This is a genomic window from Massilia sp. Root133, from assembly GCF_001426525.1.
Classification (GTDB): domain Bacteria; phylum Pseudomonadota; class Gammaproteobacteria; order Burkholderiales; family Burkholderiaceae_D; genus Telluria; species Telluria orientalis.
Window position 1 is genome coordinate 175,945 of the sequence record NZ_LMEW01000005.1, and the last position, 20,464, is coordinate 196,408.

At 67.2% G+C, this 20,464-nt stretch carries 11 protein-coding genes and 1 pseudogene; 7 read left to right on the forward strand and 5 right to left on the reverse strand.

The genetic code is table 11. The annotated features are described in order from the left end of the window. Positions 1-3: 3 nt before the first annotated feature. Both ASD28_RS32665 and ASD28_RS32670 read right to left on the reverse strand, forming a co-directional pair. Positions 4-421: dihydrodipicolinate synthase family protein (locus ASD28_RS32665; RefSeq protein ID WP_229412381.1), on the reverse strand; the 418-nt coding region annotated here is incomplete at its 5' end. Position 422: 1 nt separating this feature from the next. Next, a pseudogene (locus tag ASD28_RS32670) lies at positions 423-1,015 on the reverse strand (5-dehydro-4-deoxyglucarate dehydratase); the annotation flags it as partial. Positions 1,016-1,341: 326 nt separating this feature from the next. On the opposite strand from ASD28_RS32670, the gene ASD28_RS06295 reads away from it, so the two are divergent. Both ASD28_RS06295 and ASD28_RS06300 read left to right on the forward strand, forming a co-directional pair. Next, complete coding sequence (locus ASD28_RS06295) at positions 1,342-4,284, forward strand: TonB-dependent siderophore receptor (RefSeq protein WP_056125444.1); 2,943 nt, start codon at positions 1,342-1,344, stop codon at positions 4,282-4,284. A gap of 203 nt (positions 4,285-4,487) precedes the next feature. Next, positions 4,488-6,233 (forward strand): methyl-accepting chemotaxis protein, encoded by a 1,746-nt coding sequence (locus ASD28_RS06300; protein ID WP_056125446.1) that lies wholly within the window; start codon positions 4,488-4,490, stop codon positions 6,231-6,233. Here ASD28_RS06300 and ASD28_RS06305 read toward each other — a convergent pair whose 3' ends face one another. Both ASD28_RS06305 and ASD28_RS06310 read right to left on the reverse strand, forming a co-directional pair. Beyond that, complete coding sequence (locus tag ASD28_RS06305; RefSeq protein WP_056125448.1) at positions 6,234-6,983, reverse strand: FadR/GntR family transcriptional regulator; 750 nt, start codon at positions 6,981-6,983, stop codon at positions 6,234-6,236. It lies immediately after the preceding gene. Between the two features lie 216 nt (positions 6,984-7,199). Further along, positions 7,200-8,009, reverse strand: a complete 810-nt coding sequence (locus ASD28_RS06310) for an NAD(P)-dependent oxidoreductase (protein ID WP_056125451.1) — start codon at positions 8,007-8,009, stop codon at positions 7,200-7,202. 190 nt (positions 8,010-8,199) lie between these two features. Here ASD28_RS06310 and ASD28_RS06315 point away from each other — a divergent pair, with 190 nt between their 5' ends. Together ASD28_RS06315 and ASD28_RS06320 are read left to right on the forward strand one after the other, a co-directional pair. Continuing rightward, on the forward strand, positions 8,200-11,124 hold the full coding sequence (locus ASD28_RS06315) for a DUF4982 domain-containing protein (RefSeq protein ID WP_056125453.1): 2,925 nt from the start codon (positions 8,200-8,202) through the stop codon (positions 11,122-11,124). Between the two features lie 3 nt (positions 11,125-11,127). Continuing rightward, on the forward strand, positions 11,128-11,838 hold the full coding sequence (locus ASD28_RS06320; protein ID WP_056125456.1) for a GntR family transcriptional regulator: 711 nt from the start codon (positions 11,128-11,130) through the stop codon (positions 11,836-11,838). Here ASD28_RS06320 and ASD28_RS06325 read toward each other — a convergent pair. Next, a complete protein-coding gene (locus ASD28_RS06325) occupies positions 11,823-13,094 on the reverse strand; it encodes a tetratricopeptide repeat protein (RefSeq protein WP_056125458.1) in 1,272 nt (423 codons plus the stop codon). The genes ASD28_RS06320 and ASD28_RS06325 overlap by 16 nt on opposite strands. Between ASD28_RS06325 and ASD28_RS31670 the strand changes: the two genes are divergently transcribed. The 3 genes from ASD28_RS31670 to ASD28_RS06335 all read left to right on the forward strand — a co-directional run bounded on the left by ASD28_RS31670 (position 13,078) and on the right by ASD28_RS06335 (position 20,410). Continuing rightward, positions 13,078-13,260 (forward strand): hypothetical protein, encoded by a 183-nt coding sequence (locus ASD28_RS31670; protein ID WP_156403906.1) that lies wholly within the window; start codon positions 13,078-13,080, stop codon positions 13,258-13,260. The two genes, ASD28_RS06325 and ASD28_RS31670, sit on opposite strands and share 17 nt — an antisense overlap. A gap of 151 nt (positions 13,261-13,411) precedes the next feature. Beyond that, on the forward strand, positions 13,412-17,125 hold the full coding sequence (locus ASD28_RS06330) for a TonB-dependent receptor (protein WP_056125460.1): 3,714 nt from the start codon (positions 13,412-13,414) through the stop codon (positions 17,123-17,125). Positions 17,126-17,128: 3 nt separating this feature from the next. Next, positions 17,129-20,410, forward strand: coding sequence for a discoidin domain-containing protein (locus tag ASD28_RS06335; protein ID WP_056125462.1), 3,282 nt, complete (start codon positions 17,129-17,131; stop codon positions 20,408-20,410). Positions 20,411-20,464 lie beyond the last annotated feature (54 nt).

Genomic DNA, 20,464 nt, shown 5'->3' on the forward strand with positions numbered 1-20,464 from the left:
TTGTTATTGGGCGCCCTGGGCGACGATCAGCTTGTGCAGCATGTCGGATTCTTCCGCCGTCAGGTCGGTCAGCGGCGCGCGCACCGGGCCGCCGTCGTGGCCGACGAGGCGGGCGCCGGCCTTGACGATCGACACGGCGTAGCCGGCCTTGCGGTTGCGGATCGCCAGGTACGGCAGGAAGAATTCGTCCAGCAGGCGGTTCGTCGTCGCATGGTCGTCCTTGGCGATCGCGTGGTAGAAATCCATCGCGAGCTTCGGCATGAAGTTGAAGACGGCCGACGAGTACACCGGCACGCCCAGCGCCTTGTAGGCCGCGGCGTAGACTTCCGCGGTCGGCAGGCCGCCCAGGTAGCTGAAGCGGTCGCCCAGGCGGCGCCAGATCGAGACCATCAGTTCGATGTCGCCGATGCCGTCCTTGAATNACTTCCGCGGTCGGCAGGCCGCCCAGGTAGCTGAAGCGGTCGCCCAGGCGGCGCCAGATCGAGACCATCAGTTCGATGTCGCCGATGCCGTCCTTGAATCCGATCAGGTTCGGGCAGCGGTCGGCCAGCTTTTCCAGCGAGTCCGGCGTGAGGCGGCATTGCGCGCGGTTGTACACCACGACGCCGATCTTGACCGAGTTGCAGACGGCTTCCACGTGCGCGACGAGGCCGTCCTGGCTCGCTTCCGTCAGGTAGTGCGGCAGCAGCAGCACACCTTTCGCGCCGAGGCGCTCGGCTTCCTGCGCGAACGCGATCGCGGCGCGGGTCGGGCCGCCGGCGCCGGCGAGGATGGGCACCTTGCCGGCGCACGTGTCGACGGCAGTCTTGATCACCTGCGAGTACTCGTCATGCGTCAGCGAAAAGAATTCGCCGGTGCCGCCGGCCGCGAACAGCGCGGTGGCGCCGTACGGGGCGAGCCATTCCAGGCGTTCGATGTAGGTGCTGGGGCGGAAGTTGCCTTCTGCATCGAAGTCGGTGATGGGGAAGGACAGCAGGCCGGACGACATGACTTGCTTGAGTTCTTGCGGATTCATTGGGTCTCCAGGGAAGGACGCGCGGGCGCGATGATGTGTCAACAATTGTCAGTCATCGTACAAGTGAGGCGGCAAAAGGGCAAGCACAAAATTGTCGGGGCTGCATATAGAGTGATATCGATTTTGGCATCGAGCGATTAAAAAAAGTTATTGGACGCATATTTACGATGCGGTCCAAAATGCATTTTACGCAATGATAGCGGTAACAGATAGCGTTACCACCGCGTAGAGCAGAGGCAGCGGACCGGGATGAGGTGAAGAGAGCACCCTGCCGGGCATCGCGGTTCGCAACCGGACCACACCGATAAAACAAAAACGGAGACACCATGCCAAAGCAGTTCCGCAAGACCCTGATCCACCTCGCCGTCGCCAGTGCCTGCGGCGTACTCGCGCTCCCGGGCCATGCCCAGGAGACCGCCGCCGCCCCCGCCGATCCCGCATCGGCACCCGCACCCGCGCCGGCGGCGGCCACCCCCCAGGAGGGCGTCAACACCGTCGTCGTCTCCGGCTCGCGCATCGCCGCGCGCGGCTTCAGCCAGCCGACGCCGACGACGACGTTGACGGCCGACGACCTGGCGAAATCCGCCAAGCCGAACCTGTTCAACACGCTGGCCGAACTGCCGGCGCTGCAGGGCAGCACGGGCCGCACCACGTTCACGTACAGCACGTCGAGCGGCGTGCAGGGCCTGTCGTCGCTGTCGCTGCGCGGCCTCGGCACGATCCGCACCCTGACCCTGCTGGATGGCCAGCGCGTCGTCGGCGCGAACGTCACCGGCGTCACGGACGTCAGCCAGTTCCCGCAACTGCTGGTAAAACGCGTGGACGTCGTGACGGGCGGCGCGTCGGCCTCGTATGGTTCCGATGCCGTGGGCGGCGTGGTGAACTTCATCACCGACAAAAAATTCAGCGGCTTCAAGTTCAATGCCGAAGGCGGCATGACGAAGTACCACGACGACAAGAACGGCACCCTGCAGGCCGCGTGGGGCAAGGGCTTCATGAACGACCGCCTGCACGTGACGGCGAGCGGCGAGTTCACGAAGGAGAACGGCATCGATTCGCCGGGCTTCGGCGAAGTCGGCGCGAACGGCCGCAGCTGGTACAAGAACCCGGCGCTGCAGGAATCGACGAAGGCGATGCAGGCCGCCGGCGCGCCGCGCTACAAAAGCATCCAGCACGCGCAGCACATCCAGTATGCGAAGTACGGCCTGATCACGGACGGCCCGCTGAAAGGCACGGCGTTCGGTCCGGGCGGCACGCCGTACCCGTTCCAGTACGGGTCGAACTGCGTCGGCAACTTCTGCGTGGGCGGCGACCTGGCGGGCAGCGTGGGCGCGGGCACGAACCTGGCGATGAATTTCAAGCGCCAGGTCGCGTACACGCGCGTCTCCTGGGATCTCGACGCCGATAACGAGATCTACGTGACGGGCAACTGGGCGCAAGTGAAATCCGTGTTCTCGCCGAACCCGGGCGCGGCCAAGCAGGCCAACCTCGGCATCAAGTGCGACAACGCGTACCTGCCGGCGTCGATCGCGGCAGGCTGCGCATCCGGCTATGCGAACGGCGTGATGCAGGTCGGTACGGCGAACGCGGAATTCCCCGCCAATATCTCCGTGCTCCCGACGCGCACGCAGCGCCGCTTCGTGGTCGGCGCGGACGGCCGCTTCACGCTGTTCGGCAAGGACTGGTCGTACGACGCGTACGCGGAACATGGCGAGAACACAACCGTCATCCACGTGCAGGACATCACCCTGAACCGCCGCTACAACTACGCGATCGACGCCGTGCGCGACGCCAGCGGCAACATCGTCTGCCGCGATGCCAACGCGCGCGCCAACGGCTGCCAGCCGATCAACATCTTCGGCGACGTGCCGATCAACATGGCCGGCTGGTCGTACATCGCGCCGCAGAACGGGCCGATGCAGCATACGGATTCGAGCCAGAACGTCGTCAGCGCCAACGTGCACGGCGACGTGGCCGAGGGCTGGGCCGGGCCGATCTCGATGGCCACCGGTTTCGAATGGCGCCGCGAGGACTATTCGGTGGTCGGCGACCCGTACGGCGCCGGCGTGGACCTGCAGTCGCGCTACGGCCCGAGCTATCCGCTCGACACTACGCTGTCGACCGGCGGCGACAACTGGTTCGCGGGGAACTACCACAACGGCCGCGGGGCGTTCAACGTGAAGGAAGCCTACCTCGAGCTCAACATCCCGTTCCTGAAGTCGGCCACGTGGGGCGAGGCGAACCTGAACCTCGCCGACCGCGAAGAGAAATACAGCACCGCCGGCCATGCGAGCGCGTGGAAGATCGGCGCGACGTGGAAGACGCCCGTCGACGGCCTGCGCCTTCGCGCCGTGAGTTCGAAGGACGTGCGCGCGCCGAACCTGTCCGAGCTGTATGCCGCGATGACGGTGACGAACCAGGCCGTCAACAACAACCAGGGTTCGTCCATCCAGATCCAGCAGCGCAACGTGGGCAACCCGGACCTGAAGCCGGAAGTGGCCCGGAACAACTCGTTCGGCATCGTGCTCTCGCAACCCAGCTGGGCGCGCGGCTTCAACCTGTCGGTCGACTACTACGACATCAAGGTCAAGAACGTGATCAACTCGCTGGGCCCACAGCAGGAGGTCGACCTGTGCTACGCGGGCTACCAGAACGTGTGCAGCGCCGTGTCGATCAACGGTGCGGCCGGCACCAACTACGTGCTGGCGCAGAGCTTCAACTTCGCGTCGCTGCACACGCGCGGCGTCGACGTCGAGACGGCGTACCGCACGAACCTGCGTGATTACGGCCTGCCGGGCATGTTCACGTTGCGCGGCATGGCGACGCGCACGATCCACTCGCTGTCCGACCCGGGCGTGCCGGGCACGACGCCGAGCGAGGGCGCGGGCAACATGGCGGGCAGCACGCCGAAGTGGAAGGCGCTCGTGACCCAGTCGTGGGACAACGGCAAGCTGGGTCTCAGCCTGACGGAGCGCTGGGTCAGCGCCGGTGTGTTCAGCAATGAGTTCATCGAGTGCCAGACCAACTGCCCGGTGCCGACCGCGGCGCATCCGACGATCTACGACAACCACCTCCCGGGCGCCACGTACGTCGACTTCGGTGCGACGTACACGTTCGCGAAGGACTCGATGTTGTACTTCAAGATCGACAACCTGGCCGACCGCGGGCCGGTGCTCGTGCCGCAGACGAACCTCAGTATCGGTATCAATCCGGCGCTGTATGACGTGATCGGCCGCACCTATCGCGCGGGCGTGCGGATGGCCTTCTGACGGCACGTCGTTCCCGCGAAAGCGGGAATCCATGCTGAAGTGATCAGGATGCTCGGTATGGGTTCCCGCCTGCGCGGGAACGACGCGATTGCTTATTTGGAATTAATGTTGCGCATAAAGAACATATTTCCGAATTTTATGCTTTCCCACTATTTTGTAAGGTGAGTTTTGGATAGATTGTAAATGTCGAGGAGGAGACAACCATGCGGCATCTTACGATCAAACAAACATTCATCACCCTGCTGGCCCTGACCCTGCTCATGGCCGGCCTCATGCTGGCCGCGCTGCAGCGCGTGTCCGTCGCGCAAAGCCGCGCGACGGAGGCGAGCGAGTCGCGCTACCGGTCCTATCTGCTGGCGGATGAATTGCGCCAGAGCTCCGACGACCTCACGCGCCTCGCCCGCACCTACGTGGTCACGGGCGACAGCCGCTACGAACAGCAATACCAGGACATCCTCGCCATCCGCAACGGCACCGCGCCGCGGCCCGCGCATTACGAGCGCATCTACTGGGATCTCGTCGCGGGCGGCGTCGCGGTGCCGCCGGCGAGCGGCCAGGCGGTCCCGCTGCAGGAACTGATGCGCAAGGCCGGCTTCAGCGAACAGGAATTCGCCAAGCTGCAGGAGGCGCAGGACGTGTCCGACGCCCTGGTCAAGACCGAAGTCGCCGCGATGAACGCCGTGAAAGGCCTGTTCGACGACGGCCGCGGCGGTTTTACCCGCAAGGACGAACCGAACGCGGAATTCGCGCGGGCGATCATGCACGACGCCGCATACCACCGCAACAAGGCGCGCATCATGGTGCCGCTGAACGACTTCCTGCGCCTGCTGGACGAGCGCACCGGCGCCGCCGTCGCCGACGCGCACCAGGCCACCGGCAGCGCGATGACGGCCGCCATCGCGCTGATGGTGCTGTCGCTCGTGTCGACGACCGCCGCCCTGTACATGGTCTACCGCTACATCATGCGCAACCTGAACAAGGCCGTCGCCGCGGCCGACCGCATCGCCGCCGGCGACCTGTCGGGCGAGGTCGTCGTGGAGTTCGACGACGAGGTGGGCCGGCTGCTGGGGGCCATCGCCACCATCAACGGCAACCTGCACGACATGCTGGCCAGGATCCGCACGAGCACGGAAAACATGGCGACGGCGACGGATGAAATCGCGACCGGCAATGCCGACCTGTCGGCGCGCACGGAAGCGCAGGCCGGATCGCTGGAGGAGAGCGCCAGCGCGATGGAGACGCTGACCGGGACCGTCCAGCGCAACGCGGCGAATGCGCAGAACGCCAACGACCTGGCGGCGCGCGCCTCCACGGTCGCCGTCAAGGGCGGCGACGTGATGGCGCAGGTGGTGTCGACGATGGGTCACATCAAGGATGGCTCGGCACGCATCGCCGACATCATCGGCGTCATCGACAGCATCGCGTTCCAGACCAACATCCTCGCGCTGAACGCGGCCGTGGAAGCGGCACGGGCCGGGGAACAGGGGCGCGGCTTCGCGGTGGTGGCGGCGGAAGTGCGCGCGCTGGCGCAGCGCAGCGCCGGCGCGGCCAAGGAGATCAAGGACCTGATCAACGCGTCCGTGCACAACGTGGACACGGGCAGCCGCCTCGTCGACGAAGCGGGCAGCACGATGGACGAGATCATGGATGCCATCCGCCAGGTGTCCGGCATCCTCGGCGACATCGCCCGCGCCAGCGCGGAGCAGGGTCACGGCATCGCGGAAGTGAGCGGCGCCGTGCACCAGATGGACGGCATCACGCAGCAGAATGCGGCGCTCGTCGAAGAGGCCGCGGCGGCGGCGCAAAGCCTGAAGGAGCAGGCGCAGGCACTGCTGGAGGCGGTGAGCATCTTCACGCTGGAACGGGTGCCGGCGGCCGCGTCCGTCCGTCCGGCGCTGGCCGGCGCGCCGCGCCGCAGCGCGCAGGTGGTGGCGCTGCAGTACCGCTGATCAGGTACGCGGCTGGTCCTGCAGCCGCTGCTGCGCTTCCCGCAGCCGTTCGCGGCTGTTCGAGAGGTGGGTGCGCATCGCGGCGCGGGCCGCTTCCGGGTCGCGCCGCAGGATCGCTTTATAGATGTCCTCGTGCTCGCGGTTCACGCGTTCGAGGTAGTCGGCCGGCTTGTCTTCGCCGAGACCCGGGGTGTTGAGGCGGGCGCGCGGAATGATCGCGCTGCCCAGCTGGCCCAGCAGCTCGACGAAATAGCGGTTGTCCGTCGCCTCCGCGATGAGCTGGTGGAAGCGCACGTCGGCCTCGACCGAGGTGCGGCCATTCTCGAGCGCGCGCTGCATCTCGCCCAGCGCCTGGCCCATCTGCGCCACCTGTTCCTCGGTGCGGCGCGACGCGGCCAGCCACGCGGCTTCCGTCTCCATGCTGATGCGCAGTTCCAGGATCGCGAGCACGTCGCGCACCGTCACCACGCTGTCCGTGCCGATGCCGAGCGTGGTCGCGGGCGGTTCCAGCACGAAGGTGCCGATGCCGTGGCGCGTCTGCACGAGGCCCCCCGCCTGCAGCTGCGAGATCGCCTCGCGCACCACCGTGCGGCTCACGCCGTACTCTTCCATGATCGCGGCTTCCGGCGGCAGCTTGTCGCCCGGATTGAACTCGGAGCGGCGGATGCGCGCGCTCAATTCTTCCACGACGCCCTGGGCGAGGTTGCGGTATTTTTTGCGGGCGGGCAGCAGGGCGGTCGGCGAGTTCATGCGGGCGTTGTATACAGTGGGGTCCAGGCTACGATTATAGCTGTGCGGACTCACTTGTCTGACAAGTCTGCGAAAAAATAAACAACCGTCGTCCCCGCGCACGCGGGGACCCAAGTTTTCTGCGCAGCCGGAACTTGGGCCCCTGCCTGCGCAGGGGCGACGGTGTGGTCGGACGTCAGACGACATCCGGCGTGCCGACGCGCGCTGGCGGGCCTGTTACGGGCGGTATTTCGGCCCGTTGTGCAGGAACACGCCGCCCTGGTAGAAGGTCGCGATGTCGTCCGCAGGCGGATACTGGACTTCCGCCGGGAGCTTGTCCGCGAACTGCTCCGAGCTGTCCTTCGGCTTGTAGCGCAGGAAGGCAGCGTGGCGGTCGTCCCACCAGCGGCCCTCGTTGTCCGAGATGCCGAACGTGATCGTGTGGCCCACGCGCGGCGTGGTCAGCGAGCGGTGCAGCAGTTGCACCAGGTCGTCGAGCGACAGCCAGGTGACCAGCTGGCGGTAGTTCGTCGCCTCCGGCCAGCAGTAGCCGATGCGGATGCAGACGGTCTCCACGCCGAAACGGTCCCAGTAATAGCGCGACAGCGTCTCGCCGAACACCTTCGATACGCCGTAATAGCCGTCCGCGCGCGGGGGCATCGTGGCGTCGACGAGGTCCGTCGTCTTGTACATACCCATCGTGTGGTTCGTGCTGGCGAAGACGACGCGGCGGATGCCCAGCTTGTGCACGGCTTCGTACAGGTTGACCATGCCGAGGATGTTGGCCTGCATGATCGGTGCCCATTCCTCTTCGGTGGAGATGCCGCCGAAGTGCAGGATGGCGTCGACGCCTTCGCACATGCGCATGACGGCGTCGCGGTCGCCCAGGTCGCACAGGACGATTTCCTCGTGCGGCGCGGCCGGGCCGAAGTCGGCCACGTCGGACAGGCGCACGATGTCGGCGAATTCGTGCAGGCGCTCGCGCAGGCGGCGGCCCAGGTTGCCGGCGGCGCCGGTGAACAGGATGCGTTTGAATGGTTTCGTCATTTGTAGTCGTTGATACGGGAAGGGAAAAGCGGCACGGGGACAAGCCCGCGTGCCGCAATGCTAACAGCGTTCCCGGCCCGTTGGCCAGTCCGGACCAACGCTCATCGTGTTGAGTAATTGGCCAGGGCACGAAAAAGTCGAATACTGGACTGCTAGTATTTTAGCGACATCCACCCCGATACCGACCTTCATGAACCTACGTCTTGCCTTGCTGCTGGCGCTCGCCGCCGCCGTCCCCGCGCATGCCGCGCGTGCCCTGTACGATTTCAATCCCGGCTGGAAGCTGACGGTCGGGGACCCGGCGGACGCCGCGCGTCCCGCCTTCGACGACAGCGGCTGGAAGGCCGTCAGCCTCCCGCACGCCTGGAACGAGGACGATGCCTTCCGCAAGGACATCGCCGACCTGTCGACGGGGATCGCCTGGTATCGCAAGCATTTCAGGGTGCCCGGCCTGAAGCCCGGCCAGAAGGTGTTCCTCGAATTCGAAGGCGCGCGGCAGGCCGCCGAAATCTTCGTCAACGGCAGGCGCGTGGCGCTGCACGAGAACGGCATCAATGCGTTCGGCGTCGAGATCGCGGCGGCGCTCGTCGACGGGGACAACGTCGTGGCCGTCCGCACGGACAACAGCTGGGACTACCGCGAGCAGGCGACGGGCCAGCGCTACCAGTGGAACGATAAGAACTTCTTCGCGAACTACGGCGGCCTGCCGAAGAACGTGCGCCTGCACGTCACGGAACCCGTGTACCAGACCTTGCCCCTGTACGGGAGCCTCGGCACGACCGGCGTGTACGTGTATGCGCGCGACTTCGACATCCCGCACCGCAAGGCCACCATCACGGCCGAATCGCAGGTGCGCAACGATTCCCCGAAGGCGCACCGGGTCGCGTACGAGGTCGAGCTGCGCGACAAGGACGGCAAGCGCGTCGCGCGCTTCGGCGCGCCCGCGCAGACGATCGCGCCCGGCGCCACCGTCACGTTGAAAGCCGGCGCGCCCGTCGCGGGCCTGAATTTCTGGAGCTGGGGCTACGGCTACCTGTACGACGTCGTGACGACCCTGACGGTCGACGGCAAGCCGCTCGATGCGGTCACGACCCGCACGGGCTTTCGCAAGACCGCGTTCCGCAACGGGATGATCGAATTGAACGACCGCGTGATCCAGGTTCACGGCTATGCGCAGCGCACGACGAACGAATGGCCGGCGGTCGGCAGCGCCGTGCCGGCGTGGCTGTCCGATTACAGCAATGGCCTGGCGCTGGCCAGCAATGCGAACCTGATCCGCTGGATGCACGTGACGCCGTGGAAGCAGGACGTGGAATCGCTCGACCGCCTCGGGATGATGGAGGCGATGCCGGCCGGCGACTCGGAAGGGGACGTGAAGGACCGCCGCTGGGAGCAGCGCCTCGACGTCATGCGCGATGCCATCGTCTACAACCGCAACAACCCGAGCATCGTGTTCTACGAAAGCGGCAACAAGGGCGTCAGTGCGGACCACATGCGCGCGATGAAGGCGCTGCGCGACGAATTCGACCCGTATGGCGGCCGCGCGGCCGGCAGCCGCGAGATGCTGAGCCAGGCGTTGCAGCACGTCGCGGAATACGGCGGCGAGATGCTGTACATAAACAAGAGCGCGGGCATGCCGATGTGGGCGATGGAGTATGCGCGCGACGAGGCGCTGCGCAAGTACTGGGATGAGCTCTCTCCGCCGTACCACAGGGACGGCGACGGGCCGCCGCACAAGGGCCAGGACGCGAGCGTCTACAACCGCAACCAGGACAGCTTCGCCATCGAGGACGTCCAGCGCTGGTACGACTACTGGCGCGAGCGTCCCGGCACCGGCACGCGCGTGTCGAGCGGCGGCGTGAACATCGTGTTTTCCGATTCGAACACGCACCACCGCGGCGCCGAGAACTACCGCCGTAGCGGCGAAGTCGACGCCATGCGCATCGCGAAGGACGCGTTCTACGCGCACCAGGTCATGTGGGACGGCTGGGTCGACGTGGAGCATCCGCGCGCCCACATCGCCGGGCACTGGAACTACCCGGCGGGCACCGTCAAGCCGGTCACGGTCGTCTCCAGTGCGGACCACGTAAAACTGTTCCTGAACGGGAAGGAGGTCGGGCCGGCCGTGCAGAGCGCGCGCTTCCTGTTCACGTTCGATAAGGTGGCGTGGGCGGCGGGCGAACTGAAAGCGGTCGGTTACGACGCGCAGGGCAAACCCGTATGCGAGACGACGCTGGCCACCGCCGGCGCGCCCGTCGCGTTGAAACTGACGCCCATCGTGTCGCCGCAGGGCCTGCGTGCCGATGGCGCCGACATGGCCCTCGTGCAGGTGGAAGTCGTCGACGCCGCCGGGCGCCGCCATCCGCTCGCGCTGGACATGGTCGACTTCGACGTGCAGGGCCCGGCCGAATGGCGCGGCGGCATCGCCCAGGGGCCGGACAACTACATTCTCGCGCGCGCGCTGCCGGTGGAGGGCGGCGTCAATCGGGTGCTGCTGCGCGCGACACCGCAGGCGGGACGCATCGTCGTCCGGGCCCGCGCGCAAGGCCTGGCGCCGGCCGAAGTGGCGCTGGAGTCGAAGCCGGTGACATCGAAGGATGGCCTTGCGGCCTTGCCGCCCATGCCGCCCGTTCACCTGGACCGCGGACCGACGCCCGCCACGCCCTCGTTCACGGTGTCGCGCGTGGCCGTGCCGGTGACCGCCAGCGATGCGCCGGACGGGATCAAGTCCTACGATGACGACGAGACGACCGCGTGGACGAGCCAGGCCGGCGCCACGCCCGCGATCACGTACACGCTCGCGCGGCCCGCGCGGCTGGCGCAAGTCGTGCTGAAATTGACGGGCTGGCGCGAGCGCAGCTATCCGCTCAAGGTCTATGTCGATGGCCGGGAAGCATGGAGCGGCCTGACGCCGAAGAGCCTCGGCTACGTCACGCTGCCGTTGCAACCCGTGCAGGGCCGCACCGTGCGCATCGAGCTGGCCGGCCGGGCGGAAGAGGGCGGCGGCATCAAGCTGACGGAGGTCGCCCACCAGGCGAATACGGCGACGGGAACGAAAGGCGTGTCGACGGCCGTGTTGTCCATCGTCGAGGCGGAATTCTACGAAAGGCCCTGAGCGATGAGCGCCCTCGACATCCCGTTCCGCCTGGACCGCTCGCGCAACGCGACCGTGCAGGTGTTCGAGCACCTGCGCGCGCAGATCGTGAGCCTCGCCCTGCAACCCGGCGCCGTGCTGGCGCGGCCTGCGTTGTGCGAGTACTTCCAGCTGTCGCAAAGCCCCATCCGCGAAGCGCTGCTGCGGCTGGAAGAAGAGCGTCTCGTCGACATCTACCCGCAGCACCAGACGCGTGTGCGGCCCATCGACCTCGCGGCCGCGCGCCAGGCGCATTTCTTCCGCCTGTCGGTGGAACTGGAAATCGCGTGGGTGCTGGCGCGCCAGCCCCGCCCGGACCTGGGCAAGGCGCTGCAGGACCTCGTCGCGCGCCAGCGCGGCTGCCTCGAAGCGGGCGACCTGGAGAGCTTCACACGCATCGACATGGATTTCCACCTGCGCATGTACGAAGCGTCCGAGCTGCCCGACCTGTGGTCCATGATGCGCCGCTGCAGCGGCAACCTGGATCGGCTGCGGCGCCTGCACCTGCCGTTGAACGGCAAGGCACGGTCGATCCTGCAGCAGCACGGCCAGATCGCGCGCTGCATCGGGCAGGGCGACGCGGCCGGCGCCCAGCGGGCCGTGCGCCAGCACCTGGCGGGCACCCTGCAGGCGCTGGACGTGCTGCGCGCCCGCTTTCCCGGCATGATGCTGCCGGCGGACTACGAGCCGGCCTGACCGTGCGGCGGATGCAGCACGGTGTCGGCGCGCTTGCGTTCGTCGGCCGTCAGCGTGGGCGCCAGTGCCTGCAGCGCGGCAGCCGCGCGATCGTGGCCGGCCTGGCGGGCCAGGTCGAACATGACGTAGGCAGTGGCCGGATCCCTGGCGCCGCCTTCGCCGTGCGCGGCCATCGCGCCCAGGTTGAACATGGCGTCGGGCTGGCCCTGGCGCGCCGCCGCCGCGAACCAGCGGCGCGCGGTGGCGAGGTCCTTGCCGACGACCTCGCCGCTGTAGAAATAGGTGCCGAGCGCGAACCGGGCATCGGGGTCGCCCTTCAGGGCCGCCTCCTTGTAGTACACGATGGCCTTCGCGGGATCGGCCGGCACGCCTTCGCCCAGGTCGTGCATCCGTCCGGCCGCGAACAGGGCGGCGGGAATGCCGGCGCGCGCGGCCGCTTCGAAATACGCGCCCGCCAGTTTCAGGTCGCGCGGGACGCCGTCGGCCGTGTAGTACGCGAGCCCCAGCAGGTATTGCGCCGGGGCGTAGCCATAGCCGGCCGCCTTTTCGTACCACGCGCGGGCCTTGTCCGGAGCGCGTGCGACACCGATGCCGCGGTCGTACATGCGTGCCAGCATGAAAGCAGCGTCGATGCGGGGCGCCAGCAGGTCGGAGCGGGCGGGGTCGTACGGCTTGTGGTCCACCTTTTCCAGCCACGCGACAGCCTGCGCGCCATTCTTCGCCGTCCCGAGTCCGTACAGGTGCATCCGCGCCAGCATCAGCGCCGCGTCGTCGTAGCCGATCTTCGTCCATGCGGTGCCGAACATGTCCAGTGCGCGCGCGTAGTCCTTGTTGTCGAAGGCTTCGTAGCCCAGCGCGAGCGTCCTGTCGTTGCGGACGATGCGGTTGCGGCCCGCCGCGAAGTGCCAGTCGGCGCCGCGGCAGCCGGAGACCCGCGCGACGGCGGAAGACAGGTTCGACACGTCGCCGTCCGGCGCCAGGTCCGAAGCGCGCGGGACGTCGTTCGACAGGCTGTCGTCCAGGCCGAAGTCGCGCATGTACGCGGTCGTGACCGGATCGTAGGCGGGATTGTACGGGTCCATGAACGCGCACGACGACGCGGACCGGCCGTTCAGGATGCGGTCCTTCGCGGCGTTGATCGCATGGGGATCGCCGGCCCGCGCGCGGGGACCGTTCACGGTCACGGTGTCCGTCTGCGCCTGGACGGAGGTCGCCAGCACGACCGAGAGCAGGGCAGGGATGATGGTTGGCTTCATCGTGTCTCCTCGTTATGAGGTCAAGGATAGCGCAGCGCGCGCGGCCGAATCGCTCACCGGATTGAGCGATTCGGCCGGGGCGGCACGCGGGCGGCGCGTTGCGATAACCATCGATGCGGCAAATGCGCGAATCGACGCCAAAAAGGAATCGCAATCGCGGCGTTGATCGGTTCGTGTGGTGTTTGCGCACGCACTTCGCTCAAGCGGATGAGTATTTCCTGCTGATATATCACGGCGGCTGCACACGACCCTACACTGTTTTCAAGCCGACCCAGACAAAAACAGACCGCGCAGTGGTCTAACAAGGAGACAGAAAAATGCACGACATCCGACAGGTCATTCGCCCCACCCGCCTCGCCTACGCCGTCTCGCTGGCGGTCGCATCCCTGATGGCGGGCCAGGCCGCGTTCGCGCAGGACGCCACGCCGCCGCAGGGCGCCACCAACGCGCAGGCGCCGGCCAGCGGCGCGGGCGAGGGCAGCGCCGCAACGGCCGCGCCTCAGGGCAACCAGGAGATCGCGAGCGGCATCGCCACCGTCGTCGTCTCGACCCGCAAATCGCAGCAATCGTCGATCGCCCGCAAGAAGAACGCGGCCACCGCGCTCGATTCCATCGTCGCGGAAGACGTGGGCTCGCTGCCGGACCGGAACATCGGCGAGGCGATCTCGCGCATGGCCGGTATCGCGCTCGACCGCGGCGATTTCGGCGAGGGCGTCACCGTGGCCGTGCGCGGCAACGGGCCGGACCTGACGCGTGTCGAGATCGACGGCATGGCGGTGCAGTCGGCGAACAACGCGGCCAGCGGTCGCGGCAGCGAATTCCGCCAGCTTTCGGCTGACCTGATCAAGAGCGTGGACGTGGTCAAGGGCTCGACGGCCGACATGGTCGAGGGTTCGCTCGGCGGCGGCATCATCATCAAGACGCGCACGGGCCTCGATTTCAAGGAGCCGTTCGCGTCGGTGCGCGTGGCGGGCACCACCAATAACCTGAACAAGAAGTGGGAGCCGGACACCAACGTCATCCTGTCGCGCAAATTCATGGACGACCGCCTCGGCGTGATCCTGAATGCGTCGAAGTCGACGACGGCCAACGAGCAGCACCAGATGCAGGTCGCGACCAGCGCGGCCGCGGGCTACGCGCGCCTGATCGACTTCGACAACTCGCCGCAGAAGACATTCACGTACAACCCGTCCACGCTGAACATGGCGGATCCGGCGTCGACGACGCCTGCAGGTCCCGCGGCCGGCTCCACGGGCATCTATCCGTACACGAACGGCACCGGCAATTACAACACGTATTCGCCGTACGAGATCCTGACCAGGTCGGCCGCGGCGCAGACCAAGGCGGACTGCTACAGCGCGTTCCCGCAACTGGCCACCACGGACGGGACGCTGAAGAACCTGAGCGCGTCGAACCGGACGAATGCGGTGAACGAGCGCCAGAACGAATTGATCAGCTGCCTGAACCAGTGGAACGACTATACGCCTTCGCTGGTCCGCAACAAGATCCAGACCGAGATCGACCGCCGCCAGGACCTCGACCTGCGCGCCGACTTCAAGGTCAACCGGGACCTGGTGGTGTACGCCAAGGGCAGCTATTCCAAGCGCCATACCGACAACAAGACGTCGTTCCTCAACCTGGGCGGCATGAACGTGAATACGGCGAAGACGTTCGTGGACGCGAGCGGCGTGCGTTCGGTCGCGCCGGGTGCGAGCGGCGCCGGCTACTACCTGTACCCGGGTAATGTGAGCTACCTGAGCGGCGGACCGGCCGTGCAGGGCGCCGTGACGAACGTCGACCCGTCGACCGTCACGGTGGACGCGAGCCACCACGTGACCAGCTTCGGCATCAGCGACGGCGCGGCCGGTGTCGACCAGATCTTCCAGAAGTCCGATACGATCACCAAGTATTTCCAGACCGGCGGCGAATGGAACCACGGCGGCATGAAGGCGGAGTGGCTGGTCGGCGACGCCAAATCCAACTACACGACGGAGACCTTCCGCACGACGTTCAGTTCCTACTACGGGGCGGCACAGATGTCGGTGACCCCGAACGGCCTGTGGACGTACAACTTCCCGCAGGGGTCGACCTTCGACCTGTACAACCCCGCGAACTATGCGCGCCTCGTGCAGCCGGCCGCCGCAGCGGCCGTCACCAGCGGGAACACCTACATCAACAGCGTGCCGGCCTACACGGCGAACCAGCAGCCGCTGCTCACGTATTCGCAGCCGCAGCTGACCTACACACCGGGGATCACGGCGACGGAGGAACGCACGGCGAAGGCCGACTTCACGTTCCAGGTCCCGGAATCCATTCCGTTCTTCACCCGCTTCAAGACCGGCTTCAACTTCCGCGACACGCGCTACGACACCCGCGGCGGCAACGGCTACCAGGTGAGCACGGACCCGATCGTCTATGCGATCCCGGGCCTCGTCCGCAGCACCCTCGTGGGCTGCCAGGACACCGCCGGTTCGCTGGGCGCGGGCGGGAACAAGTGCCAGTACGGCTATGTGAAGAGCAATCGCTGGGACAGCCAGAGCTCGGGCATCGTGACCGTGACGCCGCAGCAGTTCCAGGACATCATCGCCAAGTCGCTCAACGGGAACATCACCAATACCCAGCTGTTCAACGGCGCCAACGGCCAGTTCGGCGGCGCGGTGACCAACTGGCCGAACATCGATGTGCAGAAGGTGTTCCAGCTGGCCGGCATCACGAACGCGAACCTGGACTGCGTCACCAGCTGCACGGGCACGGACGGCAAGACGCACGAAGCACCCGTGACGAGGATGAGCGAGCGTTCCGAGGCTCTGTACGTGATGGGCGATTTCAACATCGACCGCATCCCGTTCACCAGCCGCGCGCTGCCGTTCGACTGGCAGGTCGAAGGCAACCTGGGCTACCGCTACATCCGCACCAAGATCCACGGCATCGGCAACATGCAGTTCCAGTCGATCACGCGCACGCCCGCGTTCGATCCGGCCAGCCCCAACGCGGCCGGCGGCATCAACGACGTCACGGTGTCGACCAACACGGCGGTGGACGCCACCACGCACGACTTCCTGCCGATCTATAACCTCGCGATGTGGCTCGTGCCGGACACGTTCGTCGTGCGCTACAACCGCGCCCGCACCGTCGCCCGTCCGCCGGTGACCAATCTCCTGCCGTCGGGCCTCTGCCGCTACGACGAGCGCGTCGACGCGCAGGGCACCCAAACCTGCACCAAGACCGTCGGCAACCCGGCCCTGCAGGCGCAGAAGAACCTGAACCAGAACTGGAGTGCGGAATATTACCCGAGCAAGGACACGATGTTCTCGCTGTCCTACTTCAACCAGCGCGGCATCGTGGGCCCGTCGATCGTGCAGACCGAGAACGGCACGCTGGGCCTGGCCCTGGTCGACCCGACGACGGGCAGATCGCTGGCGGAACTGCCGTTCTCGTTCCCGACCTACGAGAACGGCGTCCCGACCACCCGCAAGGGCTGGGAATTCAATACCAAGACCGCCTTCACGTTCCTGCCGTGGCGCCTGCGCTACCTCGGCTTCGACGGGAACTACACGAAACTGGCTTCGGTCACGTCGACCCAGAACATCGTCGACCTGCTGACCGGCACGCCGCTGCCGCCGCTGCGCGAATCGAAGTTCCAGTACAACTGGGCGATCTGGTATGACGACGGCCGCCTGTCGGCGCGCGTCGCGGTGCAGGGCGTGGGCAGCTACTTCAACAATATCGCGGGTTCGTCCTCCAACTACCTGAACAACTACCCGAACGCGAGCGGCAACGCCCGTCCGCCGGCCTACAACCCGGGTTCGCCGAACTTCAAGGACGCGACGCGCTACGTCGATGCGAAGATCCAGTACCGCATCACGCCGGAACTCGACGTGTTCATCGAGGGACGCAACCTGAACAACGCGGCAACCAGCAACAGCCAGGGTTCGTACGTACCGTTCGAGAACGGCACCCCGAGCATCCTGGACTACAGCTACGCCGGCCGCCGCATCATGGTGGGCGCGAACTACCGCTTCGGCGGCTGACGCATGAGGAACCTGCTGGGTATCGCCGCGCTGGCCTGGGCCGCTTCGGCCGGCGCGGCGGACACCATCGACCTGGCCGGCGACTGGCGTTTCGCGCTCGACCGCGACGACGCCGGCGTGGCGGGCCACTGGGAAAGCCGCACGCTGGCGGACCGCATCCGCATCCCCGGCATCCTGAACGCACAGGGCTACGGCGACGCCATCACGGTGCAGACGCCGTGGGTGCTGTCCCTGTACGACAAGAACTGGAACCTGCGCGCGGACTATGCGGCATTCACGAAGCCGGGCCAGGTGAAGGTGCCGTTCCTGAGCCAGCCGCCGCGTCACTACCTCGGCGCGGCATGGTACCAGCGCGACGTCGAGGTGCCGGCCGCCTGGCGCGGCAAGCGCGTTGTGCTGCACCTGGAGCGGCCCCGCTGGGGTTCCGGCGCGTGGATCGACGACCGTGCGTTGGGTACCGACGTCTCCCTCGTGGCGCCGCACGAGTACGACATCGGCCTTCTCGCGCCGGGCCGGCACCGCATCACGGTGCGCGTGGATTCGCGCGTGCTGATGGCGTACCGGCCGGACTCGCACAGCATCTCCGATTCGCTCGGCATGAGCTGGAACGGCATCGTCGGCAAGGCCGAATTGCGTGCGACGTCGCCCGTCTACATCGCGGATGCGCAGGTGTTCCCGGACGTGGCCAGCCGCAGCGTGCTCGTGAAGCTCGAGGTCGGCAATGGCGGCGGCAAGGCCGGGGCGGGGACGGTCACGGCCAATGGCCGGCGCATTCCCGTGCGCTGGACGGCGGACGGCGGCCATGCCGAATTCCGCGTGCAGTATCCGAAGGAGGCGGCGACATGGGACGAGTTCCATCCGGTGCTGCAAGCGCTGAAGCTGCGCCTCGCGGGGCCGGGCGCCGACGACGCGCGCGACGTGTCGTTCGGCTTCGTGCAGGTGGCGGCGCGCGGCACGGACATCCTCGTCAACGGCCGCCCCGTGTTCCTGCGCGGCACGCACCACGGCGGCGACTTCCCGCTCACCGGCTATCCGACCACGGACGTCGCGTACTGGAAGAAGATCTTCGCCATCAACAAGGCGTGGGGCATCAACCACGTGCGCTTCCACTCGTTCACGCCGCCGGAAGCGGCCTTCCAGGCGGCGGACGAAGTGGGTATCTACCTGCAGCCGGAGCCGGGCATGTGGAACCGGTTCGAGCCCGGCACGCCCATCGAACGGGCGCTGTACGACGAGACCGAGCGCCTGATCCGCGCGTACGGCAACCATCCGTCGTTCCTGCTCCTCAGTCCCAGCAACGAACCGTCGGGGCACTGGAAGGACGTGTTCGCGAAGTGGACCGCGCGCTTCCGTGCCGAAGACCCGCGCCGCCTGTACACGAACGGCACGGGCCACACGGAGCCGGTCGTACCGGATCTCGACAAGGACGTCGACTACCTGGCCGTGCAGCGCATCGGCCCGAAACCGCTGCGCAACAAGACCGGGTGGTTCGGGCGCGACTACGCGGCGTCGCTGGACGGCATCCGCGTGCCCGTCGTGTCGCACGAGGTGGGCCAATGGGTGGCGTATCCGGATTTCTCCATCATCGACAAGTTCACGGGCTATCTGCAGCCGGGGAACTACGAGATCTTCCGCGAATCCGCCCGCAGTCACGGCGTATTGGACCGCAACCGCGAGTTCGCGCTGGCGTCCGGCCGCTGGCAGCTGGCGTGCTACAAGGAAGAGATCGAGGCGGCGCTGCGCACGCGCGGCCTCAGTGGCTACCAGCTGCTGGACCTGCACGACTATCTGGGCCAGGGCACGGCGCTCGTCGGCATCCTCGATACGTTCTGGGAGTCGAAAGGCTATGCGACGCCCGACGCGTTCCGCCGCTTCAACGGCGCGACGGTGCCGCTGGCCCGCCTGACGCGCTCCGTGTTCACGACGCGCGACGCGTTCGACGTGCCGGTGGAGATCGCGCACTACGGCGCGCAGCCGCTGGCCGGTGCGCGGCCGTGGTGGCGCATCGAGGACGATGCCGGGCGTGCGGTGCTGCAAGGGCGCTTCGCCGACCTCGATATCCCGATCGGCAAAAACATCCCGCTGGGCCGCGTCAGCGCGGACCTCGCGCATCTGCCTGCGCCCGCGCACTACCGGCTCGTCGTGGGGCTGGGCGGAACCGATATCGCCAACGACTGGAATGTCTGGCTGTATCCGGACCAGGTCGACGCGGCCGTTCCCGCCAGTGTGCTCGTGACGCATGCGTGGCCGGAAGCCGAGGCGCGGCTGGCGCAGGGCGGCAAGGTGCTGTACCTGCCGCGCAAGGCGGACCTGGACTGGACCTCGCCGCCGCTCGCGGACGTCCCCGTGTTCTGGAACCGGTTGATGAATCCCGCATGGTCGCGCATGCTGGGCCTGTGGATCGATCGCGCGCATCCCGCGCTAGCCGGCTTCCCGTCGGCCGACCACATGGACTGGCAGTGGAGCGGCCTGGTGGCCGGCGCCCGCGCGTTCAATCTCGAACGCCTGCCGGCCGGATTGCGGCCCATCGTCCAGCCCATCGACGACTGGAACCGCAACTACCGCCTCGGCGCCGTGTTCGAGGCGAAGGTGGGCGGCGGCCGCTTGATGGTGGCGACGTTCGACCTCGAGACCCGCCTGGACGAGCGTCCGGCCGCGCGCCAGTTGCGCCGCTCGCTGCTGGACTACATGGCCGGCCCACGCTTCGCGCCCGCGACGGCCGTCGATCCCGCCGCGCTGCGCGCCAGCCTGTTCGACACGCGCGTGATGAAAAAACTCGGCGCGACAGCAAGCGGATGGCCCGATGCGGCGAACGTCGTTGACGGCGACCCCAATACGGTCAGTCTCGTCGCGGTAAAGGGCGATGGGCCGCGGCCGCAGCCGGTGTTGACGATCGCGTTCGCGCAGGCCGTGCCGTTCGACGGGCTGGTGCTGATGCCGCGCCAGAATCACCGCGACCACGAGGGCGACGTGCGCGAGTGGTCCATCCAGGCCAGCGACGACGGCACGACGTGGCGCGACGTGGCCCGGCCGACGCTCGCGTCGACGTTCGATCCGCAGACCGTGCGTTTCGGGCACACCGTCACGGCGCGCTGGCTGCGGCTGACGCCCCTGTCCGGGTTCGGTGCGGACCGGGCCAGTGCACTGGCCGACGTTGCGGTGCTGTACGCCGGCCCGGCGCTGCCGGACGAAGCGGGCGAACTGGAATACAGGCGCTCGCGGTCGACGTCGGCCGACGTCGACGAGGCGGGGATGGACGACAGGCCGCGCCGCCGGACCCGGTGAATTCGTATCGGTGGCGCGAAAAAATTCATTGGTCGGGTGGACGCCACCCGACTA